This window comes from Rothia sp. 32237D007AR, assembly GCF_053544675.1.
In genome coordinates this window covers 75,692-100,863 of sequence record NZ_JBPPUO010000002.1, presented here as the reverse complement: position 1 = coordinate 100,863, position 25,172 = coordinate 75,692, and the positions used below count along the sequence as shown (strand labels likewise).

The window sequence follows — 25,172 nt, the reverse complement described above, 5'->3', positions numbered from 1 at the left end:
TGTGACTTATTCAACTACTACGAGCCTACAGGATATTTAGTGCTTTCGATACCCAAAGACCGCCACACAGGGCCGCTTCTCCAAGAATTCTTCCAACCTTAGCCTTCCCTCACCGAATGGAGAGTTATGACCATACTCGACTGGGTCATTATCGCTATTATCGCCCTCTACTTTATTGCCGGCATACGGCAGGGGCTCTTCATCACCCTAGGAACCTTCTTAGGCTTCGTCCTAGGCGCCGTCGCCTCCATCTACGCCACCCCCTGGGCCATCAACCAAGTCACCGCCCAATGGCACCTGCTAGCCGGGCTAGGCACAGTGCTTGCCTGCCTAATACTAGGGCAGACCCTGGGTGCAACCCTGGGAAATGTTATCCGCAAGGCAAGCGACCGCACACCCCTGCGCGGGCTAGAGCGGCTAGCCGGTGGCCTGCTCAACATAGTGCTAGCCTCACTGGTCATCGTCACCGTGGTGCTGGTCGTCCGCCCCCTGGGCATCCCCGCCGTCACTGCCCTCACCGCAGACTCAAAGGTAGTGACCTGGATGATGCAGATGACCCCGGCGTCCGCTCAAGAAAAAGTAACCGAAATTCGGGGCCGTATCGTACAGGCCACCGGCCTACCCGAAATCTCCCAACTTCTCTACCCCGAACAGTCCGCCCCCACCGGCACCCTTGAAAGCGCACCCCTAGATAAAGCAGGCCAATCGGTGGTGCAGGTTGTCGGTGCAGCCCAAGCTTGTAATTACACCTCTGAAGGGTCAGGCTTCGTCGTAGACGGTGGCCTAACAGTCACAAACGCACACGTAGTAGCAGGCGTGAACACCCCCACCCTCATCAGCCGTGACGGGCAGGCAGTAACCGGCGACGTGATCTACTACGACCCCGAACACGACATTGCGATCATCAGCGCCCCAGACCTAGCTCTCACCCCCCTGACCCTCAACGAAGCCGAGATCGCCTCGGGCACCACCGTTGCCCTCATGGGCTACCCCGGTGGCGGCCCCTTTGCCAACCGAGCCGCAACAGTCCAAGGGCTGGGCTACACCCAGACCATCAACGCCCAAACCGGCCAAACCAACCCCTCCCGCCTGGTCTACCAGCTAGCTGCCCAGGTGCAACAGGGCAACTCCGGCGGCCCAGTACTCACCGAGGACGGACGCGTCATCGCCATGGTGTTCGCCAAGTCCACCCAGAACCAGACCGGTTACGCGGTGCCATCGTCCCAGATTCTTGAAGCACTAGCCCACGTCAGCGCAAGCTCACCCACGGTTGCCACCGGCCAGTGCCTACCCAACTAGGGTTGAGTGCTCCTGCCATTGCGGGCATAGAGGAAATACACAGCTAGCCCCACTGCCAGTAGGAGCAGCCCACCCACAAGGGAGGCAGGCGGTAGCGTCCAGACCACTAGGCAAGAACCTGCCGCACCGGCAAGCTGGAGCGCGCGGGTAGCGGCGATAGGGGCCGGTGAGAGGGCAAGATCCTGGTAGCCCAGCTGGGATATGAGCTTTTCGTGACCTTAGAGGTGACGGGCTAAGAAGGCCAGGGCCAGCTCGTAGCCCTGGGCGCCTGCACCGGCAATCACGGCGGTCGCCTGAGGTGAGACATAGGAATGGTGACGGAAGGGCTCACGCCGGTGCACATTAGACAGGTGCACCTCAACGACCGGCAATTCGGCTGCCTCTAGGGCATCGTGCAGGGCCACGGAGGTGTGGGTGTAGGCGGCCGGGTTGATGATGATACCGGCGCAGGTGGTGCGGGCAGCCTGAACCGCGTCGATCAAATCCCCTTCATGGTTGGACTGCATGAAAGTCATCTCGTAGCCCAGCTCTGCGGCTTGGGCTCGGAGAGCAGCTTCAATATCAGCTAAGGTGGTGCGCCCGTATACCTCGGGTTTGCGCACACCAAGGAGGTTGAGGTTAGGGCCGTTAATGACGGAGATACGCCGCGGCGCAGTCTGTGGTGTTGCCATAGTCTCTAGTTTTTCACACCACACGGCCCGCCACCAGCGGGCTGAGCATAGAAGAAGCAAACTGGGGCACACATGCCCCAGATGCTCTTCCCCGGTGCCTTCTAACCCTTCTTGAAGTTAGCTTCGATAGCGTCCATGACGGTGGGGTCAGCCAGGGTGGTGGTGTCTCCTACCGGGCGGTCCTCGGCGACGTCCTTGAGCAGACGCCGCATGATCTTGCCTGAGCGCGTCTTGGGTAGATCATCAACAATGAGTACCCGCTTGGGCTTGGCAATGGGGGAGATTTCCGTGCCGACATGGGCCCGAATCTGCTCGGCCAGCTCGGCTTCATTCTGCCCTGCCGCCTTGGCCTCATCGTTGAGAATGACGAAGGCCATGATGGCCTGGCCGGTGGTTTCGTCCGCTGAGCCAACGACTGCCGCTTCAGCCACGGCCGGGTGGGAGACGAGAGCGGACTCAATTTCTGGGGTGGAGAGGCGGTGGCCAGAGACGTTCATGACGTCATCCACCCGCCCCAGTACCCACAAGTCGCCGTCTGTATCGCGTTTGGCTCCGTCACCGGCGAAGTACATGCTCTCGAAGCGTGACCAGTAGGTGTCGATGAAGCGGTCGTCATCACCCCAGATGGTGCGGAGCATGGAGGGCCAGGGCTCGCGGATGGTCAGGAAGCCGGACTGCTCGTTGGCCAGGGACTCTCCCAAATCGTCCACCACGTCGATGGTGATGCCGGGGATAGGTTGCTGGGCGCTACCGGGCTTGGCCACGGTAATTCCGGGCAGCTGGGAGACCATGATGGCCCCGGTTTCGGTCTGCCACCAGGTATCAACGATGGGGCACTTGTTAGCGCCGATGACGCGGTGGAACCAGCGCCAGGCTTCGGGGTTGATGGCCTCGCCCACGGTGCCCAGCACGCGCAGGGTGGAGAGGTCGTACTGGGCGGGGATATCTTCGCCCCACTTCATCATGGCGCGGATGGCGGTGGGGGAGGTGTACATGATGGTCACCCCGTATTTTTGCACGATTTCCCAGAAGCGGCCGCGGTGCGGGGAATCTGGGGTGCCTTCGTAGATGACCTGGGTGCAGCCGTTGACCAGGGGGCTATAGGCTACGTAGGTGTGGCCGGTGACCCAGCCGACGTCGGCGGTGCACCAGTAGACGTCGGTTTCTGCTTTGAGGTCAAAGACGTTCTGGTGGGTGAAAGCACCCTGGGTCAGGTAGCCGCCGGTGGTGTGCAAGATACCTTTGGGCTTACCTGTGGTGCCGGAGGTGTAGAGAATGAAGAGGGGGTCTTCTGCGCCTTGTTGGGAGGGCTCATGGTCGGTGGACTGGCTGGCGAGGAGGTCGTGCCACCAGATATCGCGACCCGCCACCCAGTCGATGTCTTCACCATTGCGCTGAACAACCAGTACGTTTTCTACAGAGCTACCACCCTTTGCGAGGGCAGCATCCACAGCGGGTTTGAGCATGGAGGGCTTGCCACGGCGGAAGGAGCCGTCTGCGGTGATGACCAGCTTGGCTTGGCCGTCTTCGATGCGGGAGCGTAGGGCATCGGCTGAGAAACCGCCGAAGACCACAGAGTGCACCGCACCGATACGGGCACAGGCCAGCATGGCGATGACGGCTTCGGGAATCATGGGCATGTAGATAGCCACCCGGTCGCCCTTGGTCAGGCCCAGAGATTCTAGGGCGTTAGCGGCGCGGGAGACTTCGTCTTTGAGTTCTGCGTAGGTGTAGGAGGCGGTGTCGCCCGGCTCGCCCTCAAAGAGGATTGCTGGTCGCTGGCCCCTGCCGGCCTCGACGTGGCGGTCTACGGCGTTGTAGCAGGCGTTGAGTTGCCCGTCTGCGAACCACTTGGCGAAGGGCGGGTTGGACCAGTCGAGGGTTTCGGTGAAGGGCTTGTACCAGGTGAGCAGGTTTCGGGCCTGTTCGGCCCAGAATTCCTTACCTTTTTCTTGGGCTTCTTGGTAGATGCCTGGCTGGGCGTTGGCCTGGGCGGAGAATTCGGGGCTGGGGGCGAAGACGTCCTGGATCTCGGTCATGATATGCCTTCCTCTCATGTGGGGCATATGTTGATATGCGACACAAACTGGCTTTATCTCACCTTAGCGCACCCTGTAGTCTAAGTCACAAATATGGGTGTTCGTGTTAAGCGAAAAAGGACGCCGGGAGAAACCAACCAGGCCACCACCAGCAGGCACAAAGGTAGGCTTAGAGACATGCCCCTGAACGCCAAACTGCCCCTCACCCCCGATGAACTCACCCAGATTGAGATTCGCACCGTGCCTGAACCTCACGCACGAGCGTCCGCCCGTAAACGCGCCCGCGCCGCCGCCAAAGGCGAAAAAGAAAGCCAACTGGCGCTGACCCGCCGAGCCCGCAAAATCAACCGTATTCTGGGCCAAACCTACCCCTATGCGGTCGCTGAACTAGACTTCGATAACCCCTACCAGCTGCTGGTGGCTACCGTCCTATCGGCCCAAACCACTGATGTGCGTGTCAATGCCATCACCCCTGAGCTCTTTGCCCGCTACCCCGATGCTGCAGCCCTGGCCCAGGCCCGTAGTGAAGATGTGGAAGATATAGTGCGGCCCCTGGGCTTCTACCGCTCTAAGGCTAAAGCTATTGTGAACCTGGCAGCACAGTTAGTTTCTGACTACCAGGGGCAGGTGCCAGGTCAGCTCAGTGAGCTGGTCAAACTTCCCGGAGTCGGGCGAAAAACTGCTTTCGTGGTGCTCGGTAACGCCTTCGACAAGCCGGGTATCACCGTTGATACTCACTTTGGCCGTCTAGCCCGCCGCCTTGGCTTCACCAGTGAAGAAGACCCCGCCAAGGTTGAAAGTGCGGTGGCAGAACTCTTTGAACCCAAGGACTGGACGCAGCTCTCCCACCGCCTGATTTACCACGGCCGCCGTATCTGCCACTCCCAAAAACCGGCCTGCGGGGCCTGCCCGGTGGCCGATATGTGCCCGGCCTACGGCACTGGTGAAACTGACCGTGCGGCAGCAGAAAAACTCCTCAAATATGAGATGGCGCCAGGCCGCGAGCGCCTGCACCTGCGTTTTGTGCAGGGTGCTACCCGCCGCCAGTTACGGGCTGAGGGGTGGAGCCTCAATGCCTAAGGATTCAAGGCCTAGGGAAGCATGGCCGAGTGAATCAACGCCTAGTGAATCAGTACCTAGAGAATTAGCGCCTAGGGAAGATAGCGCAGGGGAGCACCCGGCTCTGGCGGCTCTGCGGGCTTTAGCTAACCGGGCTGCGGGCATCGGGCGCCCAGGCGATCTATGGCCCGTAAGGCAGGCTGACCAGGCGGGGCAGGCTGACCAGACGGGACCGGCAGGGCAAGCGGGGCAGGAGAGTGCTAAGGAGGCCGCGGTTTTGCTGCTGATGGGGGTGCTCGATGATGCCCCTGCACACAACGCCAGGTGCACCACTGTAGCTGCGGACCTTGACCTACTGGTCCTGGTGCGTTCGGGTACTCTGCGCCACCATGCCGGTCAGCCTGCCCTGCCCGGTGGGCGGATTGACCCTGAAGACTATGACCAAGCCCAAAGCAGCGGCCGGACAGTCGAGCAGGTAGCCGCCTTGCGTGAGGCGGTGGAAGAAACTGGTTTGCAGGCTGAGGGGGTGCGCCTGCTGGGCCAGCTCCCTGCCCTTGATGTACCGGTGAGTAACTACCGGGTTACCCCCGTGCTGGGCTGGTGGGAGTCACCTACCCCTGTAGAGGCTGTCGATCAGAATGAATCAACCCTGGTGGTGCGCGTACCGGTCGCTGATTTGCTGAACCCGGCTAACCGGCTGACTGTGACCGTTAGACGAGGATCACCCCAGCACCAGTCCCCGGCTTTTAGGGTCACAGGTGACCATGAGCCCTTCACCATCTGGGGTTTCACCGGGTATCTGCTCTCCCGCGTCTTTGAAGAGCTGGGCTGGGAAGAACCCTGGGATTAGAGCCGCGCCCGTCCGCCTGACTTACTTAGCTTGCGAATAATCGTCGGTAGTCACCACGGTGACAGGAAATTCCACATCGGTGGGGCCGAAGATAAGTTCGGCGGCTGCTTGTGCTGATTCGCGGACGATGTCGGCGGCGCGGGCTGATTCGCTGGTAGGCCCGTAGAGCATGATTTCGTCGTGGAGGAAGTAGACCAGGCGGGTTTGCATGCGTTTGCCAAAGCGGCGTTCGGTGCGTAGCCGTTTACGGATTTGAGCCATCCAGATCACTGCCCATTCGGCAGCTGTTCCTTGGATAACGAAGTTGCGGGTAAAACGGCTGTGGGCGCGGGCTGCTGAGCGGGCGGCGCGTTCGTCCGCTGCTGTGACCTGGTTGCGCTGGGCCTGAAACCAGGCGTGAGAGGGCGCAGGGGACGTGCGCCCCAGGTAGGTGGTCACCTGCCCACCGCGCAGGCCAATGCTGGCGGCCTGCTCGGTGAGGGCAATGGCGGCAGGGAACATCTTTTTAAGGTGGGGCATGAGCTGTCCACCTTCGCCGGTGGTGGCCCCGTACATGGCCGCCAGGAGGGCAACCTTGGCGTGGGAGCGGTCTTTGAGTGCGCTGCCGGTGCGTTCGCCAATCTGGGCGATGCCCAGGTAGAGGTCGGTGCCGCGCCCGGCAACGGCTAGGGCACGGTCCCCGCTCATAACAGCCAGGATGCGCGGCTCAATTTGGGCGGCGTCTGCCACGGTGAGCATCATGCCCTCTTCTGCGCGGATGGCCGGGCGCACGTCCTTGGGGATTTGCATGGCCCCTCCGCCGTGCCCGCCCCAGCGGCCGGTGGCGGCGGACCCTACCTCATAGGTGGGGTGGAAGCGGTTATTGGTGACCCAGGTATCGAGCCAGTTCCAGCCGTTGGCGGTGTAAAGGCGGGCCAGACGCTTGTACTCGAGCAGGGGGCGCACCAGCTGCCAGCGTTCTTCGCGCAGGTGGGGTACCGCATTGGCCCACTCAATCAGCTCCCATTTGCGGGTAGAGGCCACCGAATGCCCGGCTGCTTGCAGGGCTTTGAGCACTTCTTGGGGCGAATCGGGGTTGAGGTTTGGGGTACCCAGTTCTTGGCGGATGCGCGCTGCTAGGCGCTCCATCTTATAGGGCCGGTCGTAGCCTGCTGGGCGGGGCCCTAGGGCGTGTTCGAGGATTTTTTCGTGGATGGTGCGGTTCCAGGGCATACCGTAGTGTTTGATGTCAGCTGCGATGAGGGCCCCTTGCGATTCTGCGGCCAGCAGGAGGGAGAGCCGGGCAGGGGCCGGGCAGGCGGCGACGGCATCTAGCTGGGCGCGCAGTTCGGTGAGCAGGGCGGACGCAGCTGGCCCGGCTGTCTCATGCGTCTTGGGTGGGGCTGCACCTAGGTCATCAAAGAGGGAGGCCTGCCCTTGAATCTGGCGGCGGGCGGGCATAGCCCCGGCTGGGGGATCTGGTTCCCCGGCCAAATCTAGGGTGGGAGTGTAGGGCAAATGGTTTTGGGCGCGGGTGGCTGCCGTCAGCAAAATACGCTGGGCTAGGCGCAGATCATGGCAGGAGGCCGGTGAGACACCTGCCGCTAGTAGGGCGGGCATGATTTTGCGGGCGTCCGCCCAGGCCCAGCGGATTAGTCGGTGTGGGTTTTGGGCTTCTACTGCTCGCACAAAGTCCGGCAGTTTAGCGAAGGGAAAAGCGCGGTGGGTGCCTGGGCCGGTGCCATTGAGCGTTATGGCCTCCCAGAGGGGCCTATCGCCGGGTGAGGTCGCAGGGCCAAGCACGATATACATCTTTCTATTATGCCGTTGAAGCTACTCACAGGGCTAGACAGGGCAGGTCTTCTGTGGCATAAAGAGAGGCAGAGAAAGATACCGGGGTACGGGGTGTACCGTGAAAGGTCACCATGCCCGATACACAGATACGAGTGCGCCGCTCACGACGACACTTCTGTGAGCCACTCCCTATAGAACCGCCAGCAGAACCGCCTATAGAATCACCGCTAGAGGCAGCCCCCAGCGTTGAAGACCTACCCCTGCTTGCAAGCAACCCAGCAGAAACAGACCTGGGTCTGCTCACACCCCTCTTAGCCCACCCAGATATGACCGACATCTTCGTCAACGGCCCCCACAACATCTGGTACGAGGCAGCCGGAACCCTCCACCGGGCACCCATAACCTTCCCCGACGACGAAGCCGTCAGAGCCCTCGCCACCCGGCTGATCCTCGCAGCAGGTGGCCGCCTCGATGACGCCTACCCCGCCGCCGATGTGCAAACCCCAGAGGGAATCCGCATTCACGCCCTGCTTCCACCGCTGAGCCGTTGCGGCACCCTACTCTCTTTACGCCTACAACCAGCCCAGCGCCCGTCCTTACGGCAACTTCAAGAGCGCGGCATGATGGGCCGCCAGATAGAGCAGATGCTACGGCACCTGGTGCGCTCGCGGGCTAACCTGCTAGTGAGCGGGGGAACCGGCACCGGTAAAACAACCCTGCTCGGTGCCCTGTTGCAGGAGGCGGACGCCGGTGAGCGGCTACTACTGGTAGAAGATACCTCTGAGCTGCACCTAGATCACCCGCATGCTGTGAGCCTAGAAGCCCGGGTTGCTAACGCTGAGGGGCAGGGGGAGGTGGGGTTAGCTGAGCTGATTCGGCAGGCTCTTCGTATGCGGCCTAACCGGCTGGTGGTGGGGGAGTGCCGTGGTGCTGAGGTGATGGATATGCTCACGGCTATGAATACCGGCCACGCAGGTAGTGGCACCACGGTGCACGCTAATTCGGCCCAGGCGGTGCCTGCCCGCCTCTACGCTATGGGGGCTCTGGCGGGGGTGAGTAGCCAGGCTGTGGCCTTGCAGGCCTCTACTGCCTTGGACTATATCGTGCACCTTGACCGTGAGGCTGGCTACCGGCTCGTGCGGGGGATTTACCGGCTGGTGGGTGGGCAGGAGCTGGTTGTGCAACCGGTCTGTACGGTGGAGCCGCGCCGCCGGGGAACCTACCTGCACTGGCACCCCGGCAGTGAGGGTATGAGGAGCGCAGCCGGGCTCTCTTCCAGCGAGCAGGCAGGTCAAGTGTGAGAGCAAGGAGCCTGAAAAATTATCTACCCACAAGTGACTCTGTAGGTTTAGAAGAACTAGAACTGTGGCCTGATGCTATCTGGCGCCTAGCGGCCCTGCTCCGCGCGGGCTGCTCCCCGGCGCTGGCTTGCACCAAGGTAGCAACCTACCTGGCCAGTACAGAGAAGAAGAGCACAGCCCAGCCTAAGCCCCGCCGCTTAGCGGTTTTGGGTGCTCTGCGGACGTCCGCCCGTCAAGACCAGGGCCTTGAACTGGCCCGTGCCCAGATGGGCCAGCTCTTTGCCGCTGCCAGTGCCCGCGCCCACCGGGGCCTCTCCCTGGCAGAGGTCTACCTGCAGGTTGCCCAGCAGAATGAGGTGCGTGAGAGCGTACGCCAGGGCGCTGCCATGGTAGCCGCCTGCTGGCAGGTAGGGGAGCGCACCGGGGCCTCCCTAGCCCAGGTTTTCGAGCACCTGGCCTCCTATCTTGAGACAGAAATTGATTTACGCCAGCAGCGGGAGACAGCCCTGAGCGGGCCGCGGGCAACCGGGCGTATTCTCTCCTGGCTGCCCTTCATTGGCCTGGGGCTGGGAATCCTTATGGGCACTGACCCGGTGGGTGTCTTAGTAGGGTCTATCCCCGGTGCGGCTGTGGGGGTGCTAGGCCTGGGACTGGCCTGGTGCGGTAACCGGTGGACGGCCCACCTGATTTCTCGTGCCGAGGAGGGGCGCTGATGCTAGCTCTACTGTCTGTAAGCTGTGCTTCTTTGGCAGGGGCAATCTTCCTGCTCATTCGTAGGCGCCGTGGGGTGCCCGTATCTGGTGCAGAAGTAGCGAACGCTGGGGGCAAGAAGCTGCCGGGGGCCTCCGCTCCTGCCCTAGAGGCAGCCCTCTACCTGGATATGGCGGCAACCATGCTTTCCTCTGGGCTATCAATACCTGCTGTGCTGCACCAGTTAGGCCAGCTTGAAGAGGGTAAATACCAGGCTGAGCTGGGTGCGGTGGTGCAGGGTCTCTATGAGGGGCAGAGCTGGGAGGACGCCTGGGAGCAGCCAATACCTTCGGAGCTAGAAGGGCTCTACGAAGCGCTAGGGCTGAGCCTGAGCGCAGGGGCACCGAGCGCCCAACTAGTGAGGGTGCTGGCCCAGCGTCAGCGCCGCCATCAGCAACGCACCTACGAGAAAGCGGCCGCCCGCCTGGGCGTCAAACTGGTGGTGCCCCTGGGAGCTTGTTCGCTGCCGTCCTTTATCTGTCTTGGGGTGGTTCCTGTGCTTATTTCCCTCTTCCCAGCACTTTTCTAGGGAGAAATAGTGCCGGTAGAGGCAGGATGTTCACAGGCAGCTCTATGAGGGGAAGGTTGCGTCATCAAGGTGTCACAGTTTCACCAGCTAAGACCCTGGCAGCAGCTTTATGACCTGAAAATACGGGGAAGTGCCCGCGTTCTGTTTATCCACAACTAGCAGTGTTCTTTATACGGTCTGAGGTAGCTGGAAGGCTACAGGTATCTCGGGTGAAGACCCCGGCGTCTTTCTTCCTACTCAACCCGCCCCTTACCCCTAACTTCACCCGAGATTACACCCAAGAAACTGACACAAGAAGAAGATACCCCCCCGGCCTAGTAGCCGGGGCACTACCCCAAGGAGAACACCGTGTTACCTCATCACCTCTTGTCGCCCGAAGACGCTACCCAGCATTCCTACCCGAGAGGAGCCAGAGGCACAACCGTTCAGCCTAGCCAGACTGGTTTTGATGACCCCGAAGCCGGGGCTACGACCGCTGAATACGGCATTGTTATGCTGGCAGCCGTAGGTTTTGCTGGCCTGCTGCTTGTCATTCTCAAATCTGAAGAAGTGCGGCAGATGCTACTGGGGCTGGTGCAAACAGCCCTCTCAACCGGTGCCTAACCTGCCCCGGTCCCTCACAACAATCCAAGGTGGTGATACCGTGCACACCCAAGTCAGAGGAGAGGCAGAGAGAGGCTCAAGTACCGCCGAGTTCGCGGTCATACTCCCTGCCCTCATCTTCATACTGGCCCTGGTGCTGGGTGCTGCTGCCACCGGCATCGTACAGCTCACATTAGAAGAGGGCGCCCGCTTAGGAGCACGGGCCGCTGCTAGAGGTGAAACCGCAGAGACAGTCACCCGTATCGTCCAAGAGATAGACCCCACCGCCGCCGTTAGTCTGGAACATACTGATGATATGACGGTAGTGAGAGTCAGCAGACAAGCCCCAGGGCTAGTAGGGCAAATCAGTGGGTGGACTCTAGTAGCTGATGCCCAGGCCCTCACCGAGCAAGGTGCCACCGCAGAAGAGAAGACACCGTGAAGCCTACCCCCAGCCCTGAGAGAGGTAGCAGCACGGTAGCTGCTATAGGCATCATCTGCGTTCTTCTGGTGTTAGGAGTCACCTGTGCTGGGCTCATAGGGGTTAGCACCGCTAACCACCGGGCGGCAGGGGCCGCCGATCTAGCGGCCCTTGCCGCAGCGGACGCCGCCCGAGGCCTTACCCCCGGTGAGCCCTGCGCGGTAGCTGAGCATGTAGCCCAGGCCAACGGGGCCCAGCTCGGTGGCTGCGGCCAGCCAGCAGGCAGTAGTGGGATAGTAGATGTGCGCACCTTCGTTGATATTTCTGGCCCCTTTGCCTTCCTCGGGCAGGCTGAAGGGCTCTCACGAGCTGGGCCACCTACCCGCCCATGACAGGGCCTATGGCAGAATGAACCGGCCGCCGCCCCAGTCTAGAAAGGGTCATCAGTAAGGGGCCTACCGGTCAAAGACTCCACCACACTCACCGGCCCACCGCCCCCAGCCACAGGGTCCTGGGCGGTGGGAACCTCAGCTACTGGCCCCAACGGTTCAAGTAACCTCCTGCGCTCTTCAATAGTCAGCTCACCAGATTCCACCAGCAGGGCTGCTAGAAGCCGGGCCGCACCGGCCTTATGCAAGGGCTCATTACGGTTACCACACTTAGGTGACTGCACACAGGAGGGGCAACCCAGCTCACACTCACAGGCCAAAATCGTATCCAAGGTAGCCCGCAACCAGTGGCCCACCTGCTCAAAACCCCGCTCAGCAAAACCCGCCCCGCCAGGGTGCCCATCGTAAACAAAAATTGTGGGCTGTTCAGTATCAACGTGAAAAGCAGTCGATAAACCACCAATATCCCACCGGTCACAGGTAGCCACCAGAGGCAGCAAACCGATAGCCGCATGCTCAGCAGCATGCAAGGCACCAGGAACATCACGCTCATGAATCCCAGCAGCGTGAAGCACACTGGCAGGCATCGCCCACCAGATAGCCTTCGTTTGCAGCTCCTGCGGGGCAAGATCCAGCGGCTCATCACCCAAAACCTGCTGCCCCACCAAAGACTTCCGCTGATAACCCACCACCTGAGAGCGCACCCGCACCCGGCCATAACTCAAAGAAACCTGCCCCTGCTGCTGCGTTTCCTCAGCCCCTAAGACGGTAACCTCAGTGATATCACGCGACTGAGTGTAATAATCAGGGCTCACCGCAGAAACCACGATGACCCTATTATCCTCATCAAGCTCTTCCACCACATAGGTCTTGCCCTGGTGAGTGTAGATAGCGCCGGGGTGCCCCTGGGAGTGGGCGTGACCATCGTCCATACTGCCAATGACGCTACCTGTCTCACCATCAATAATCTGCAGGGGAGAACCGCCCCCACGCAGGTTCACAAAATCACTGGCCGATTCAGGGTGAGTCCAAAACCAGCCGGTAGCTCGCCGACGCAAATACCCCTGCTCAACCAAGCGCCCTAGCAGGGCTTCAGTCATACGCCCAAAAACCATCAGTTCCTCCGGGCGAAGGGGAATCTCAGCGGCCGCAGCGCACAGGTGCGGGCTGAGCACATAGGGGTTCTCAGGGTCAAAAACGGTCTTCTCAACCGGCCGATCAAAAATATCTTCCGGATGATGCACCAGGTAGGTATCAAGCGGGTCCTCACTGGCGATAAGCACAGCAAAGGCATCCTGCCCGGCCCTGCCAGCGCGTCCTATCTGCTGATAAAAGGACGCCCGCGTACCCGGCCACCCGCCCACCAGCACCGCATCAAGCCCCGCAATATCAATACCCAGCTCTAGGGCGTTAGTTGAGGCCACCCCCAGTATCTCCCCCCTGCGCAGGCGAGCTTCTAGCACCCGCCGTTCTTCAGGAAGATAGCCGGCCCTATAGGCAGCTACTCGCTCAGAAAGACCAGGCTCAACCTCATCAAGATACCGCCCAGCGGTCTGAGCAATCGCCTCGGCCCCCCGCCGGGACTTAATGAAAGAAATGGTGCGGGTGCGGTTAACCACCAGGTCAGTGAGCATCTCAGCGCTCTGACTGATCACCGATTTACGCACTGGTGCCCCGTTCTCCCCAGCCCCTCTTCCCTGGGCACCGGGGCGCGGGCTCACCCCGTTAGAGTGGGCTGCGAGCTTATCATTGACAGCCGCACCCTCAGTAAATTCTGGCTCCCACAAAAGCACATGGGTAGCCCCACGCGGGGCGGTACTCTCTGTCACCGCAGTAACCGCCTCAGGCCGCGAACCAATTAGCCGGGCAAAAGATTCAGCCGGTTCAGCGCTGGTGGCCGAGGCCCCTATAAAGACCGGGGTGGCCCCGTAGTAGCGGCAGATTCGCCGGAGCCTGCGCACCAGCAGAGAAACATGGGCCCCGAAAACGCCCCGGTAACTGTGGGCTTCATCCACTATCACATATGTGAGCTTGCGCAGAAAACCTGCCCAGCGGGCGTGGTTGGGCAAGATGGCGTGGTGCAGCATATCGGGGTTGGCCAGAATGAAGTTGGCGCGCTCGCGGATGAAGCGGCGGTCAGCTTGCGGGGTGTCGCCGTCGTAGCTTTCGGCAATGACCCCTGGCACCCCCAGGTTGCGTAGGGAGGCTAGTTGGTCTGCTGCCAGGGCTTTGGTGGGGGAGAGGTAGAGGGCTGTGGCTCTGCCGGAGTTGAAGCCCCTGGCTTGGGCTTCAAATTCGCCCCGGTAGATGGCGTTGAGGGCGGGGAGCTGGTAGGCCAGGGATTTTCCTGAGGCTGTGCCTGTTGCCAGAATGACGTGCCGGTTGCCAGGGGAGCTGTGTGCGGCTGTTGCCGCTTCTACTTGGTGCCGGTAGGGTTCGGGAACCCCCAGGTTTTGGTAGGCCTCTATGATGCGGGGGTGGGCCCAGGTTGGCCAGGGGGAGGTTTCTGCTGGGCGGGCCGGTAGGGTGCGCACGTGGGTTACTTGCTCAGGTAAGGACGTCAGCCCCAGCTGGTCGAGCACCAGGGCCAGTTCGCCGGGGTGAGGGGCGCGGGTGGCCGGTGCTCCTGTGGGGTGAGCGTGTGGGGGGAGAGCTTCTGTGGGCACCTATCTATTATGTCATTTGGTGGGGGAGAAGCCTCTGTGCCCCTGGTCTTGCTGGTGGGCTGTACGGTCTAAAATGGGGGTGTGTCTCAAGAAAAAATTATTCTCTATTATTGCTTTGCCCCTGTAACTGACCCTAAAGCTGTGATGCTCTGGCAGCGTGCCCTGTGCGAGAAGCTGGGGCTGACCGGCCGCATCCTGATCTCTAAGCACGGTATTAACGGTACTTTAGGTGGCGATATTAACGCCCTGAAACAGTACGGTAAGACCACCCGCCAGTACCCTGGTTTTGAAAAGCTGGAGCTTAAATGGTCAAACGGTGGGGCCAGCGATTTCCCCCGCCTTTCTGTTAAGGCCCGCGATGAGATTGTTGCTTTTGGTAGCCCTGATGAGCTGGTTGTCGATGAGAACGGTGTTGTCGGTGGCGGTGTGCACCTGAAGCCTGAGGAGGTGAACAAGCTTGTTGAAGAACGCGGTGACGAGGTTGTTTTCTTCGATGGCCGTAACGCCTTTGAAGCTAAAATCGGTAAGTTCAAGAACGCTGTTGTACCCGATGTTCGCACCACCCATGATTTCATTACAGAAATTGAGTCGGGTAAGTACGATGATCTCAAAGACAAGCCCGTTATCACTTACTGCACCGGTGGTATCCGCTGTGAAATTCTTTCTGCCTTGATGAAGAATCGGGGCTTTAAAGAGATTTACCAGATTGACGGCGGTATTGTGCGCTACGGCGAAAAATACGGCGATTCTGGTCTCTGGGAGGGCTCGCTGTATATCTTTGATAAGCGCCAGCACATGAACTTCTCACCCGATACTGTCACTATCGGCGAATGTGAGCACTGTGGTGCTAAGGCTAATACCTTCGTCAATCTTGATGTGGAGGGAAAGCGCGACCTGGTGCTCCTGTGCCCTGATTGCCAGGCTAAGGTGCAGGCTGAGCGTGAGGCAGTGACTGCCTAGGTATGAGCGAGCAGAAAACTCCGGCCTACGAAACAGCCTTGATTGAGTACGGCACTTTCATGGTTGCTGGTGTCACTGACTCTGCGACCGAAGAGAGCGACTTTGGCTCCTGGTGGGAGCGTCTGTACAGTCAGCTTGAATCGGGTGAGAGCGAGCTGGCTAGTCAGCGCCTGGCTGCGGTTGAAAAGTTGCAGAAGGTGGGTGTGGTCATGCCTGATGCGGAGGACACCGGCTTTACCTACACGGCAGGTTTTATTGTGCCAGGCGGTATTAAGGACGTTGCGGCTTTGGGTTTGACGGGGGTTATGGTCCCTGCTGCTATGTATGCAACTGTCTTGGTGCAGGGGGCTATTACCCCTGGCGTCCCTCCTGCCCATATTAGGGAGGGCTTTGATTACCTGGCTCAGACTTTTATCCCTTCGAAGGGGTTAGAACCTACCGGGGTGTGCCTTGAGGTGTATGGGCCGGGTGATGTGACCAATGAGAACTATCGTATGTATCTCTGGCAGGCAGTTACCAGCCCACAGGCCCAGTAGGTAGGGTAACCGGCAGCTTGGGTAAGAAAATACCTCCCGCAGTGCGATGTGCGGGAGGTATGTGTTTCTACTGTAGGTGCCTTTGCGGGCACCTGATGAACGGTTATCTGATGTGGTAATACCGAAGGGAAGAGTCTTTAGGAGTTTTGCTCTGTAGCTAGTTCAGCTTCGAGCTTCTCAATAATCTCTGCGATGAAGTCGGGGCCACCGTTAGCGGCCTTTTCTTTCCAGTCAGCGATGGACTTTTCCAGTTCAGCAATTTTTTCTGCATTTGCCATAAGGTAAATATAACCCAAACCTCTAGAAGAGAACAGTTTGTTTACCCTTTAACCTTTTCCCAGCTCTCAACAGGCCCGGGTACCACGGTGAAAAGCGGGTGGGGCACTTTCAAGGGTGGCTTGGCAAAATGCTGGTCATACCACTGCGGCGAACGGGCTTTTACTTTTTCTGCCAAAAAATCTAGTTCGTAATCGAGCTGATCTGATGTGACAGGCAGCGGGTCCAGCCTCTCTTGGGGTGGTAGTAGCAAGAGACTCCGGTTGAAGTTATAGCCCCGCCTATCTGCCTCATCGGCCAAGCCGTGCAGGTAGGTGCAGATGTAGGCCAGAGGGTTACTGGAGGCTTTGAATCGGTCAAGCTGGGGGTGATTAGTATAGCCCTTGGTGAGCCCTTGAAGCACTTTTTGGGCAAGCAGGGTCTCACGCCAGCAGGCCACCAGCCCCTTAGCATCGAGCAGACAGGGGTGAACTGACCAGATGCGCATTAAGGCTGGGTTTTGTTGGCGATGGCTTCTTCCAGGCGTTGAACCTTGCCGGTGATTTCTCCAGAATCGTGGCCGGGGCGAATATCGGCTTTGAGTACCAGGGCAACCCGGTTGCCGTACTTGCCCACAGCTTCGGTGGCTGCTTTGATGACGGCCATGCACTCATCCCAGTCACCTTCGATGGTGGTGAACATGGAGTCGGTCTTGTGGGGTAGCCCTGAATTACGAACAATCTGGACAGCGTCTGCTACGGCGTCGTGAACGGAACCGGAGGGGTCGCCGCCGCCGGTGGGTGCAACTGAAAAAGCGAATAACATGTCTCTACCGTACCGCGCGGTGACGCTTAAAGTGCGCATACGGTTAAATAGAGGGTGTGATGACTTCCGATTTTTCTTGTGTTCCCGGCGCACCCGTGAGCGCCGATACTGCTGCCCTGGCCCGTCTGCACGCTGCTTTGACTGAGCTGAATTACACCTATGACGGTGTTGAAAAGCTCTTGGGTTCTCGTGCTTTTGAGGCGATGACGCGGGATCAGGTGGTGCCCGGTCTCTACCGGGTGAACCAGATTTTGGGGCAAGAGCCCACTTCAGAAACGTTCACTGCGGCCCAGCGTAACCTTGCCCAGCTGGTGCGTTTCTTCTTGTTTGGTGCTGCACTAGCTGGTGAAGAACTTGAGGACGCCCTGGGGCCAGGGAGCCTAGAATTGCTCCTGAGCTTGGGGCTGGCAGAACCTGCCGAAAACGGTCTGGTGCAGGCGGCTGTGGATTTGCGCCCCCATGCGGCCGATGATGGGACCGAACTCTTTGTGGCCAGCGATATGGGTGCCCACCAGCGCCCTGGTGTGCTGCGTAGGGACCATGTGCTGGGTATTGGTCATGCGTCCTTGACCTTAGCGCAGCTAACCGAGCGTACCGCTGTGGACCGGGCCCTTGATCTGGGTACTGGCTGCGGTATCCAGGTCTTTCACCTGCTGGCCCACACTCGTCATGTGACTGCTACCGATATTTCTGAGCGGGCCTTGGCCTTTACCCGCTTTAACCTCTTGCTGAATGCCTCGGCCCTGGGTCTGGATGTTGCTCACCTTGAGGAGCGGGTGAGCCTGCGTTTGGGTTCCCTCTTGGAGCCGGTTGCCGGTGAGACCTTTGACCTGGTGGTCTCTAACCCGCCTTTCGTCATCACCCCGCGCAGTGAACAGGAGACCCCTGAAGACCAATTTACTTACCGTGATGGCGGTATGGCTGGTGACGGTATTGTCTCAACCTTGGTGCAACAGCTGCCTAGCGTTCTGGCCCCTGGTGGGCGGGCCCAGATGCTGGGTAACTGGGAAATTCCCGTTGATGGGCAGGACGGCCCCGCCGACTGGGCTGCCCGTCCGCGCGCCTGGGTGGGCGAGCAGACCGAGGCCTGGTTCATTCAGCGTGAGGTGCTGGAACCTGAACAGTACGCTGAGACCTGGTTACGCGATGCTAGTGAAAACCGCGACCCGGCCCACTTTGAAGCTGCCTACACCGCTTATCTGCGTGATTTTGCTTCTCGTGGTGTTGGCTCAATCGGCTTTGGCATGATTTGGTTGCGTCAGCCTGACCCGGCGTCCGCGGGGGAGCGTCTGCACCGTTTTGAAGAAATCACTTACCCCATTCAGCAGCCTATCGCCCCTTTTATCACTGAGGCTGTGCAGCACTATGACCAGGTCACTGCTCTGAGTGATGCCCAGCTTCTTGAGCAGCACCTGGTGGTAGCGGGGGACGTGACTGAAGAGCGTCACTTCACCCCCGGTTCTGAGCACCCTTCTGTTATTTTGCTGCGGGCCGGTGCCGGGTTGCGTCGCACTATCTTAGAAACTACTGAAACCTCAGGTTTTGTCTCTGCCTGCGATGGGGAACTGAGTGCCGGCCAAATTGTGGGGGCTTTGACTGCCCTGCTGGGCTGGGAGGGTGAGGAGCCGCAGCGGGTATTAATCAGTAATATGCGTGAACTCCTAGAGAAGAGTTTCCTGCGATTTGACCAGAAAGACTAGACTGAGGCCATGGTAGAGAACCCTATTAAAACCCTGTCTGAAGACCACTGCTGGGAGCTGCTGGGCACGCACGAGTTTGGCCGCCTAGCCCTGGCTGTAGGCGGGGAGGTAGATATCTACCCCGTCAATTTTGTGGTGCACGAGAAGAAAATCTATTTCCGCACTGCCGCCGGCCAGAAGCTCTCAGAGGTCGTCATTAGCCGTAAAGCTGCCTTTGAAATTGATGAGATTAAGGACGGCATCGCCCGCTCTGTTGTTGTGCACGGTAACGCCCAGTGGCTCACCAGCGAAGCTGATATCGGTGCTGTTGAGGCCCTGGGGCTGCGCGCCTATTTGCCGACCTATAAGACCAACTGGGTTGAGGTGGAGCCGGTGAGTATCAGCGGGCGGGAATTTGAAATCGGGGCAGAACCTGCCCACGAGCTCTAAGTCTGCGGGGCTAGGGCTCTCCTGCGCCCTTTTAGCTGCCCTTGCAGGTCACACCCGTCCAAGTGGACACGATGCCCCGTAGGTCGGCTATTGTTATGCATACATGCGAAAAACCGACCCCAAGGAGCCCTCAGTGCCCACTAAGGCAACCACCGAGCACGGCAAGTCACTGCTGATTGTGGAATCCCCCTCGAAGGTGAAAACCATCAGCGGGTACCTGGGCGATGCTTTTATCGTTGAATCCTCCATGGGGCATATTCGTGACCTTCCCCAGCCTTCTGAACTACCCGATGAACTCAAAAAGAGTCCCGTTGGTAAGTTCGCGGTCAACGTGGAAGAGGGCTTTGAGCCCTACTACGTGGTGAACTCTGATAAGAAAAAGAAGGTCACCGAGCTCAAGCGCCTACTCAAAGAGTCCGATGCCCTCTACCTGGCAACCGATGGTGACCGTGAAGGTGAAGCTATCGCCTGGCACCTCTTGCAGGTGCTCAAACCCAAGGTGCCCGTCTACCGTCTGACCTTCCCCGAAATCACCAAAGAAGCTATCCAACGCGGTTTTAAGGAACTGCGCGAGATTGATAGCAACCTGGTTGATGCCCAAGAAACCCGCCGCGTGCTTGACCGTATCTACGGTTACGAACTCTCACCGGTGCTCTGGCGCAAGGTCTCCCGCGGCCTCTCCGCAGGTCGTGTGCAGTCCGTAGCAACCCGCCTGGTCGTAGAGCGTGAACGCGAACGCATGGCCTTCCGCTCAGCCACCTACTGGGATCTGACCGGAACCTTCACCACCGGCTCTGCTGAATCTTTTACCGCCAAGCTTTCAGCGGTTGACGGGGCCCGCGTGGCTACCGGTAAGGACTTCGCTGATGACGGCGTCCTCAAGGTCAGTGCCCGTAACAAGGTTGCCCACCTGGACGAAACTGCCGCCAGCACCCTAGCTGACGCCTTGGCCTCTGCTGCTTTTGCCGTCCGCTCGGTTGACACTAAGCCTTACACCCGCCGCCCTGCTGCTCCTTTTACTACCTCAACTCTGCAGCAGGAGGCTGCCCGTAAGCTCCGCTTCTCCTCCCGCTCCACCATGCAGGTAGCCCAGCGTCTTTACGAAAACGGTTACATCACCTATATGCGAACCGACTCGGTTGCCCTGTCTGACCAGGCGACTCAGGCCGCCCGTAAGCAGGCCTCTGAGCTCTATGGCGCCGATTTTGTGCCCGCCTCCCCGCGCGTTTATAGCTCCAAGTCTAAGAACGCCCAGGAAGCTCACGAGGCAATCCGCCCCGCCGGGGATTCCTTCCGCACCCTTGCTGAGGTTAAGAGTGCCCTGAGCATTGATGAGTTCCGCCTGTATGAGCTGATTTGGAAGCGCACCGTTGCCTCCCAGATGGCTGATGCTAAGGGTTCCACTGCCTCCGTCCGCTTGGGCGCTACCGCCGCAGATGGCCGGGATGCTGAGTTCGCAGCCTCCGGTACTGTGATTACTTTCCGCGGTTTCTTGGCCGCCTATGAAGAAGGTAAGGACGCTCTACGCGGCGAAGAGGGCAAGGGCGAGGCCAAAGAAGGTAAGGGCGATAAGCGCCTGCCTAACCTGGCTGAAGGCGATTCTTTGAGCGGTAGCGATATTGAAGCTGCCCGCCACGAAACTTCACCCCCGCCCCGCTACACTGAAGCTTCCCTTGTGAAGGCCATGGACGAGCTGGGGATTGGCCGCCCCTCTACCTATGCGGCGGTTATTTCTACCATCATGGACCGTGGTTATGTCAATAACCGCTCCGGCTCCCTGGTGCCCTCATGGACCGCTTTTTCGGCCGTCCGCCTGCTTGAAGAGCATTTCGCTAAGTACGTGGATTATGAGTTCACCGCTGAGATGGAAGAAGACCTTGACCGTATTGCCCGCGGTGAAGAGGCCCGCCCCCAGTGGCTCTCTAACTTCTACTTTGGTGGGGCAGAGCAGCGGGGTCTCAAACCTATCGTTGATAACCTGGGCGATATTGACGCCCGCGCCATTAACTCGGTAGAGGTTGCCCCCGGCGTGAACCTGCGGGTGGGTAAGTTCGGCCCCTACCTTGAAACTGGTGGGGAAGTTGATACCGAGACCGGTGAAATCAAGGACCCGATTCGTGCCAACGTTCCGGCTGATTTGGCCCCTGATGAGCTGACCGAAGAGAAGGTTGCAGAGCTCCTTGAAGCCGGTAAGAACGATGGCCGTGAACTGGGTATCGACCCGGCTACCGGGCGCACCATTGTGGCTCGTGATGGCCGTTTTGGCCCTTATGTGACTGAGGTGATTCCCGAGATGAGCGAGGAAGAAATCGCCGCTTGGATGGAGGCCCAGCCCACCGAGTACTACAAGAACGGTAAGCCTAAGCCTAAGAAGAAGCCTAAGGCTGAAAAGCCCCGTACTGGCTCTCTCTTCAAGTCAATGGATTTAGCTACTGTCACCTTAGATGATGCCCTGAAGATTATGAGCCTGCCGCGGGTGGTTGGTACTGATGCTGAGGGTACGGAGATTACCGCCCAGAATGGCCGTTTTGGCCCCTACTTGAAGAAGGGTACTGACTCTCGTTCGCTGGAAACTGAGGATCAGATTTTCTCTATTACCTTAGAGCAGGCTCTAGAGATTTATTCTCAGCCTAAGCAGCGCGGACGCGGGGCGGCTAAGCCCCCGCTGGCGGAGCTTGGTGTTGACCCGGTCTCTGAAAAGAAGATTGTGGTCAAGGACGGCCGCTTTGGCCCCTATATCACCGATGGGGTCACTAATATTACGGTGCCCCGTAGTGAGACTATTGAGTCTTTGACTCATACCCGTGCGGTGGAGTTGCTGGCTGAAAAGCGGGCTAAGGGCCCGGTCAAGCGTAAGACCGCGGCGAAGAAACCGGCAGCTAAGAAGGCAACCGCTAAGAAAACTACTGCCAAGAAGACGGCTCCGAAGAAGAGTACTGCTCAGAAATCGGGTGAGTAGCCGCCTCTAGCGTGGGGGTCCTCCTTGTAGACTGGTAGGCAGGAAACTTTCTGTCACCACTCTAGGGGGACTCATGCGTCTTGGCGTGCTTGATATTGGCTCAAATACTGGCCATCTGCTTCTAATTGAAGGGCAGCTCGGTTCCCGCCCTGAGGCTTACACTGATTCTCATAAGGAACCCTTACAGCTGGTGCGCTACATCGATTCTGGCGGCAATATTACCGATGAGGGCCGGGACCGTCTGACGAACTTTGTGAAGTCTGCGGTGCTCTACGCTATCAAGCATGGTGCAGAGGACCTGCTGGCCTTTGCTACCAGTGCTATCCGTGAGTCAAAGAATGGCCCGGAGGTGCTGCAACATGTGCAGAATCAGACCGGTGTCAACCTGACCGAAATTACCGGTGATCAGGAAGCTGCTATCACCTACCACGCGGTGCGCCACTGGCAGGGTTGGGGGGCTGGGCGCATCCTTAATTTCGATATTGGTGGTGGCTCTTTCGAGTTCTCTACCGGTATGGACGCCTACCCTGACGATGCTCTTTCTGTACCCTTGGGTGCTACCCGCTTAACTGGTGACTGGTTGAGTGGCCCGGTGCCCTCACCTAAAGAAATTAAGAAGCTCCGCAAGTATGTGCGTGAGACCCTGCAGCCGGTAGCTGACCAGCTTCTTGCCTATGGTCAGCCTCATATGGTGGTGGGAACCTCTAAAACCTTCCGTTCGCTGGCTCGTATCTGTGGGGCTGCGCCCTATTCGGCAGGCCCCTTCATTAAACGTGAAATGCTGCTGGAAGACCTCAAACTCTGGACCCGCCGTCTTGAGGCTATGGACCCTGACCAGCGTGCCGGGCTGCCGGGTGTTTCAGCTGTGCGTGCTGAGCAGATGCTGGCTGGGGCTATCGCCGCAGAATCTGCCATGGAGATATTTGGTGTTGAGCGTCTGCGTGTTTCTCCCTGGGCCCTGCGTGAGGGCCTGGTGCTACGGCGCATGAACTACCTTTCCCAGCAGGGCCCTGAAGCTATGATTGACCCCCGTTCTCTCTCCGAATTTGTGCAGGACTAGCTATGAGCACCACAGAACCTAGCAAGCAGCCTTCCCGCCCACCTGTACCGGTGGCTCTTTCAACCTCCTGTCTCTTCCCTCTGGGCGTGCCTGAAACCTTCTCTACCGCAGTAGATTTGGGCTATGACAGTGTGGAAGTCATGATCACTCACTCGGCTCTCTCCCAGGAGCCTCATGACCTTCTTGACCTAATTCAGAAGTATCAGATTCCTATTTCTGCTATTCACGCTCCTACCTTGTTGTTGACCCAGCAGGTCTGGGGTAGGGCCTGGAATAAGATGCAGATGGCTGCCAAGATGACTAAGGCTGTGGGTGCGGACGTCATCGTGGCCCACCCGCCCTTCCGCTGGCAGCGGCTCTATGCTAAGAACTTTGTGGCCGGTGTGCGTGAAATATCGGAGCTTGAGCAGGTCAAGATTGCTGTGGAGAACATGTACCCCTGGTCGGTTAAGGGCCGTGCGGTAGAGATGTACGCCCCGCACTGGGACCCTTCCCGTTTTGACTATGACTGGATGACTTGGGATTTCTCCCATGCAGCTGCCGCAGGCGATGACTCCTTGGAGGCCGTCAAACGTATCGGCTCTCGCCTGGGGCATGTGCACCTGACTGATGGTTCTGGCGATAAGGTCATGGACGAGCATCTCATCCCTGGTCACGGTACTCAGCCCGTTGCTGAGACCTTGCAATACATTGCTGCCAGTGATTTTGAGGGTGTGGTCTGTGCTGAAGTCTCAACTCGTAAGGCCAAGGGGGCAGGGGCGCGTGATGACATGCTCTATGAGACCTTGCAGTTTGCCCGCACCCACCTCGCGAGATAAATATTCAACTGCCTGTCATATGTGAAGGATAAGACCATGACTACTGTTGCTTTTATTGGAACTGGCTCTATGAACGGTGCTATCGCCTCCGGGCTGCTGGCTGCTGGTGCTGACCCGGCTTCTGTGCGTGCAACTGTTGGTTCTCACGCCAGCATTGCTAGATTGCGCCAGAAACTGGGGGAGGGGGCCCAGCAGGTTACTATCCTGGCAGGTGAGGATGATGCGAAGGCTAATCTGAAAGCCGTTGAGGGCGCTGAGGTTGTCTTGTTGGGTGTTAAGCCCTATGCCATTCTTGATCTTGCCCGTGAGATTTCACCGGCTCTGGGGGAGCATACTGTGGTGGTATCGGTTGCTGCTGGTATTACCTTAGAGGCTTTGCAGCGGGCCCTGCCTGCTGGGCAGCCTGTCATTCGTTGTATGCCTAATACTCCTGCCCGGGTGGGTAAGGGTGTGTTGGCTATTTCTGCGGGGCAGAGTGTCACAGAGGAGCTTAAGGACGCTGCTATGGCGGTTCTGGGTGCTGCTGGCCAGGTGATTGAGGTTGAGGAAGAGCAGATGGGGGCGGTGACCGCTGTGTCTGGTTCTGGCCCCGCTTATGCTTTCTTGCTGGCAGAGACGATGGCCGCTGCGGGTGTGAAGCTGGGGCTTGATGAAAAGACTGCTACCGAGTTGGCTGCTGCTACTCTTGCAGGGGCCGGTTATCTCTTGGATGTTGAGGCTGACCCTGAGGCTCTCCGTAAGGCTGTGACTAGCCCTAATGGCACTACTGATCGGGCAATTACGGCCTATATTGAGGGGGGCCTTTTTAATCTGACGGAGACAGCTATGCGGGCCTGCTTGACGCGAAATGATGAAATGACAGAAGAATTCAGCTCTGAACAATAGGGCTAGAGAATATGTGACGATCAGATTGTGATAAGAGCAGGCTGTGCCACTAAAAACCTGGTGTTAGGTAGGGGTGCAGCCTGCTTTGTGTGATGGGTGAAGATTCTTGTTGGATACTCTAAAGGCCAGTCCGTAGGGAATCGGACTGGCCTTTAGCTTTCTCATTGACCGGTAGGGATCCGGCCTTATGAGAAGACTCGCAACCTGAAGGTGATGGGATTAGGGGGGAACCATCGGGGTGTCTTCAGGTTTTGAGTTACTTGAACGGGTTCGCGGACCGTTCAGTAATCACTCGCACCTTTAGAGGTAGTTATAACTATATGCGAGTTTTTGGGTTTGTGCACCTTGAAACCTGAAAAAAGACGAACTATTTCACAAGCCACCTGAATATTTTCTATGCGCAGGGTGGAATAGGG

24 protein-coding genes are annotated in these 25,172 nt (G+C 58.8%); 17 read left to right on the top strand and 7 right to left on the bottom strand.

Annotation, left to right across the window (positions count from 1 at the left end):
• Positions 1–126: 126 nt before the first annotated feature.
• The gene (locus ACED87_RS02015) at positions 127–1,299 is read left to right on the top strand and encodes a MarP family serine protease (protein WP_449081281.1); all 1,173 of its coding nucleotides are present in this window, start codon (positions 127–129) and stop codon (positions 1,297–1,299) included.
• 218 nt (positions 1,300–1,517) lie between these two features.
• On the opposite strand, the gene aroQ is transcribed toward ACED87_RS02015, so the two are convergent.
• Both aroQ and acs read right to left on the bottom strand, forming a co-directional pair.
• Complete coding sequence (gene aroQ, locus ACED87_RS02010; protein WP_449081279.1) at positions 1,518–1,970, bottom strand: type II 3-dehydroquinate dehydratase; 453 nt, start codon at positions 1,968–1,970, stop codon at positions 1,518–1,520.
• Between the two features lie 101 nt (positions 1,971–2,071).
• The gene (acs, locus tag ACED87_RS02005) at positions 2,072–4,009 is read right to left on the bottom strand and encodes an acetate--CoA ligase (protein WP_449081277.1); all 1,938 of its coding nucleotides are present in this window, start codon (positions 4,007–4,009) and stop codon (positions 2,072–2,074) included.
• A gap of 177 nt (positions 4,010–4,186) precedes the next feature.
• On the opposite strand from acs, the gene nth reads away from it, so the two are divergent.
• Positions 4,187–5,089, top strand: a complete 903-nt coding sequence (nth, locus tag ACED87_RS02000) for an endonuclease III (RefSeq protein ID WP_449081275.1) — start codon at positions 4,187–4,189, stop codon at positions 5,087–5,089.
• Positions 5,082–5,918: an NUDIX hydrolase gene (locus ACED87_RS01995; protein ID WP_449089532.1), complete on the top strand. Its 837-nt coding sequence runs from the start codon at positions 5,082–5,084 to the stop codon at positions 5,916–5,918. The genes nth and ACED87_RS01995 overlap by 8 nt, the downstream gene beginning before the upstream one ends.
• A gap of 21 nt (positions 5,919–5,939) precedes the next feature.
• On the opposite strand, the gene ACED87_RS01990 is transcribed toward ACED87_RS01995, so the two are convergent.
• Positions 5,940–7,709, bottom strand: a complete 1,770-nt coding sequence (locus ACED87_RS01990) for a bifunctional 3'-5' exonuclease/DNA polymerase (protein WP_449081273.1) — start codon at positions 7,707–7,709, stop codon at positions 5,940–5,942.
• A 113-nt stretch (positions 7,710–7,822) separates the two neighbouring features.
• Here ACED87_RS01990 and ACED87_RS01985 point away from each other — a divergent pair, with 113 nt between their 5' ends.
• From ACED87_RS01985 to ACED87_RS01960, 6 genes are all read left to right on the top strand, one after another.
• Positions 7,823–8,992: a TadA family conjugal transfer-associated ATPase gene (locus ACED87_RS01985; protein ID WP_449081271.1), complete on the top strand. Its 1,170-nt coding sequence runs from the start codon at positions 7,823–7,825 to the stop codon at positions 8,990–8,992.
• Entirely contained in the window at positions 8,989–9,705 is a 717-nt protein-coding gene (locus tag ACED87_RS01980; protein WP_449081269.1) for a type II secretion system F family protein, read from the top strand. The genes ACED87_RS01985 and ACED87_RS01980 overlap by 4 nt, the downstream gene beginning before the upstream one ends.
• Positions 9,705–10,271 carry a type II secretion system F family protein gene (locus ACED87_RS01975; RefSeq protein ID WP_449081267.1) on the top strand — a complete coding sequence of 189 codons (567 nt, stop codon included), beginning with the start codon at positions 9,705–9,707 and terminating at the stop codon, positions 10,269–10,271. Before ACED87_RS01980 ends, ACED87_RS01975 begins: the two co-directional genes overlap by 1 nt.
• 348 nt (positions 10,272–10,619) lie before the next feature.
• Entirely contained in the window at positions 10,620–10,874 is a 255-nt protein-coding gene (locus tag ACED87_RS01970) for a DUF4244 domain-containing protein (RefSeq protein ID WP_449081265.1), read from the top strand.
• 40 nt (positions 10,875–10,914) lie between these two features.
• The gene (locus ACED87_RS01965; protein ID WP_449081264.1) at positions 10,915–11,295 is read left to right on the top strand and encodes a TadE family type IV pilus minor pilin; all 381 of its coding nucleotides are present in this window, start codon (positions 10,915–10,917) and stop codon (positions 11,293–11,295) included.
• Positions 11,292–11,666, top strand: coding sequence for an Rv3654c family TadE-like protein (locus ACED87_RS01960; protein WP_449081262.1), 375 nt, complete (start codon positions 11,292–11,294; stop codon positions 11,664–11,666). Before ACED87_RS01965 ends, ACED87_RS01960 begins: the two co-directional genes overlap by 4 nt.
• 38 nt (positions 11,667–11,704) lie before the next feature.
• Here the strand turns inward: ACED87_RS01960 and ACED87_RS01955 are convergent, their stop codons facing one another.
• Entirely contained in the window at positions 11,705–14,329 is a 2,625-nt protein-coding gene (locus tag ACED87_RS01955; protein WP_449081260.1) for a DEAD/DEAH box helicase, read from the bottom strand.
• Between the two features lie 81 nt (positions 14,330–14,410).
• On the opposite strand from ACED87_RS01955, the gene trhO reads away from it, so the two are divergent.
• Both trhO and ACED87_RS01945 read left to right on the top strand, forming a co-directional pair.
• Positions 14,411–15,289 carry an oxygen-dependent tRNA uridine(34) hydroxylase TrhO gene (gene trhO, locus ACED87_RS01950; protein WP_449081258.1) on the top strand — a complete coding sequence of 293 codons (879 nt, stop codon included), beginning with the start codon at positions 14,411–14,413 and terminating at the stop codon, positions 15,287–15,289.
• 2 nt (positions 15,290–15,291) lie between these two features.
• A complete protein-coding gene (locus tag ACED87_RS01945; protein WP_449081256.1) occupies positions 15,292–15,825 on the top strand; it encodes a GyrI-like domain-containing protein in 534 nt (177 codons plus the stop codon).
• Between the two features lie 137 nt (positions 15,826–15,962).
• Here ACED87_RS01945 and ACED87_RS01940 read toward each other — a convergent pair whose 3' ends face one another.
• From ACED87_RS01940 to ACED87_RS01930, 3 genes are read right to left on the bottom strand one after another with little or no spacing between them, the layout of a single operon-like run.
• Positions 15,963–16,103, bottom strand: a complete 141-nt coding sequence (locus ACED87_RS01940) for a hypothetical protein (RefSeq protein ID WP_449081255.1) — start codon at positions 16,101–16,103, stop codon at positions 15,963–15,965.
• Positions 16,104–16,144: 41 nt separating this feature from the next.
• Entirely contained in the window at positions 16,145–16,588 is a 444-nt protein-coding gene (locus ACED87_RS01935) for a pyrimidine dimer DNA glycosylase/endonuclease V (protein ID WP_449081253.1), read from the bottom strand.
• A complete protein-coding gene (locus ACED87_RS01930) occupies positions 16,588–16,905 on the bottom strand; it encodes a thiamine-binding protein (RefSeq protein WP_449081252.1) in 318 nt (105 codons plus the stop codon). The genes ACED87_RS01935 and ACED87_RS01930 overlap by 1 nt, the downstream gene beginning before the upstream one ends.
• A gap of 59 nt (positions 16,906–16,964) precedes the next feature.
• Here ACED87_RS01930 and ACED87_RS01925 point away from each other — a divergent pair, with 59 nt between their 5' ends.
• The 6 genes from ACED87_RS01925 (at position 16,965) to proC (ending at position 24,756) form a co-directional block, all read left to right on the top strand.
• Positions 16,965–18,605 (top strand): DUF7059 domain-containing protein, encoded by a 1,641-nt coding sequence (locus tag ACED87_RS01925; RefSeq protein WP_449081250.1) that lies wholly within the window; start codon positions 16,965–16,967, stop codon positions 18,603–18,605.
• 9 nt (positions 18,606–18,614) lie between these two features.
• Positions 18,615–19,034, top strand: a complete 420-nt coding sequence (locus ACED87_RS01920) for a pyridoxamine 5'-phosphate oxidase family protein (protein ID WP_449081248.1) — start codon at positions 18,615–18,617, stop codon at positions 19,032–19,034.
• A gap of 133 nt (positions 19,035–19,167) precedes the next feature.
• Positions 19,168–21,993 (top strand): type I DNA topoisomerase, encoded by a 2,826-nt coding sequence (gene topA, locus ACED87_RS01915; protein ID WP_449081246.1) that lies wholly within the window; start codon positions 19,168–19,170, stop codon positions 21,991–21,993.
• A 73-nt stretch (positions 21,994–22,066) separates the two neighbouring features.
• Positions 22,067–23,053 (top strand): Ppx/GppA phosphatase family protein, encoded by a 987-nt coding sequence (locus ACED87_RS01910; RefSeq protein WP_449081244.1) that lies wholly within the window; start codon positions 22,067–22,069, stop codon positions 23,051–23,053.
• A 2-nt stretch (positions 23,054–23,055) separates the two neighbouring features.
• Positions 23,056–23,871 carry a sugar phosphate isomerase/epimerase family protein gene (locus ACED87_RS01905; protein WP_449081242.1) on the top strand — a complete coding sequence of 272 codons (816 nt, stop codon included), beginning with the start codon at positions 23,056–23,058 and terminating at the stop codon, positions 23,869–23,871.
• Positions 23,872–23,907: 36 nt separating this feature from the next.
• Positions 23,908–24,756, top strand: coding sequence for a pyrroline-5-carboxylate reductase (gene proC / locus ACED87_RS01900; RefSeq protein ID WP_449081240.1), 849 nt, complete (start codon positions 23,908–23,910; stop codon positions 24,754–24,756).
• The last annotated feature ends 416 nt before the right edge of the window (positions 24,757–25,172 follow it).

Bases quoted from the DNA above. Each gene is read 5' to 3' on its own strand.
- ACED87_RS01995 (WP_449089532.1), top strand. From the start codon at position 5,082: ATGCCTAAGGATTCAAGGCCTAGGGAAGCATGGCCGAGTGAATCAACG.
- aroQ (WP_449081279.1), bottom strand. From the start codon at position 1,970: ATGGCAACACCACAGACTGCGCCGCGGCGTATCTCCGTCATTAACGGC.
- ACED87_RS01985 (WP_449081271.1), top strand. From the start codon at position 7,823: ATGCCCGATACACAGATACGAGTGCGCCGCTCACGACGACACTTCTGT.
- ACED87_RS01935 (WP_449081253.1), bottom strand. From the start codon at position 16,588: ATGCGCATCTGGTCAGTTCACCCCTGTCTGCTCGATGCTAAGGGGCTG.
- ACED87_RS01910 (WP_449081244.1), top strand. From the start codon at position 22,067: ATGCGTCTTGGCGTGCTTGATATTGGCTCAAATACTGGCCATCTGCTT.
- ACED87_RS01990 (WP_449081273.1), bottom strand. From the start codon at position 7,709: ATGTATATCGTGCTTGGCCCTGCGACCTCACCCGGCGATAGGCCCCTC.
- ACED87_RS01930 (WP_449081252.1), bottom strand. From the start codon at position 16,905: ATGTTATTCGCTTTTTCAGTTGCACCCACCGGCGGCGGCGACCCCTCC.
- ACED87_RS01975 (WP_449081267.1), top strand. From the start codon at position 9,705: ATGCTAGCTCTACTGTCTGTAAGCTGTGCTTCTTTGGCAGGGGCAATC.
- ACED87_RS01945 (WP_449081256.1), top strand. From the start codon at position 15,292: ATGAGCGAGCAGAAAACTCCGGCCTACGAAACAGCCTTGATTGAGTAC.
- ACED87_RS01905 (WP_449081242.1), top strand. From the start codon at position 23,056: ATGAGCACCACAGAACCTAGCAAGCAGCCTTCCCGCCCACCTGTACCG.
- proC (WP_449081240.1), top strand. From the start codon at position 23,908: ATGACTACTGTTGCTTTTATTGGAACTGGCTCTATGAACGGTGCTATC.
- ACED87_RS02015 (WP_449081281.1), top strand. From the start codon at position 127: ATGACCATACTCGACTGGGTCATTATCGCTATTATCGCCCTCTACTTT.
- ACED87_RS01925 (WP_449081250.1), top strand. From the start codon at position 16,965: ATGACTTCCGATTTTTCTTGTGTTCCCGGCGCACCCGTGAGCGCCGAT.
- ACED87_RS01940 (WP_449081255.1), bottom strand. From the start codon at position 16,103: ATGGCAAATGCAGAAAAAATTGCTGAACTGGAAAAGTCCATCGCTGAC.
- ACED87_RS01920 (WP_449081248.1), top strand. From the start codon at position 18,615: ATGGTAGAGAACCCTATTAAAACCCTGTCTGAAGACCACTGCTGGGAG.
- nth (WP_449081275.1), top strand. From the start codon at position 4,187: ATGCCCCTGAACGCCAAACTGCCCCTCACCCCCGATGAACTCACCCAG.
- acs (WP_449081277.1), bottom strand. From the start codon at position 4,009: ATGACCGAGATCCAGGACGTCTTCGCCCCCAGCCCCGAATTCTCCGCC.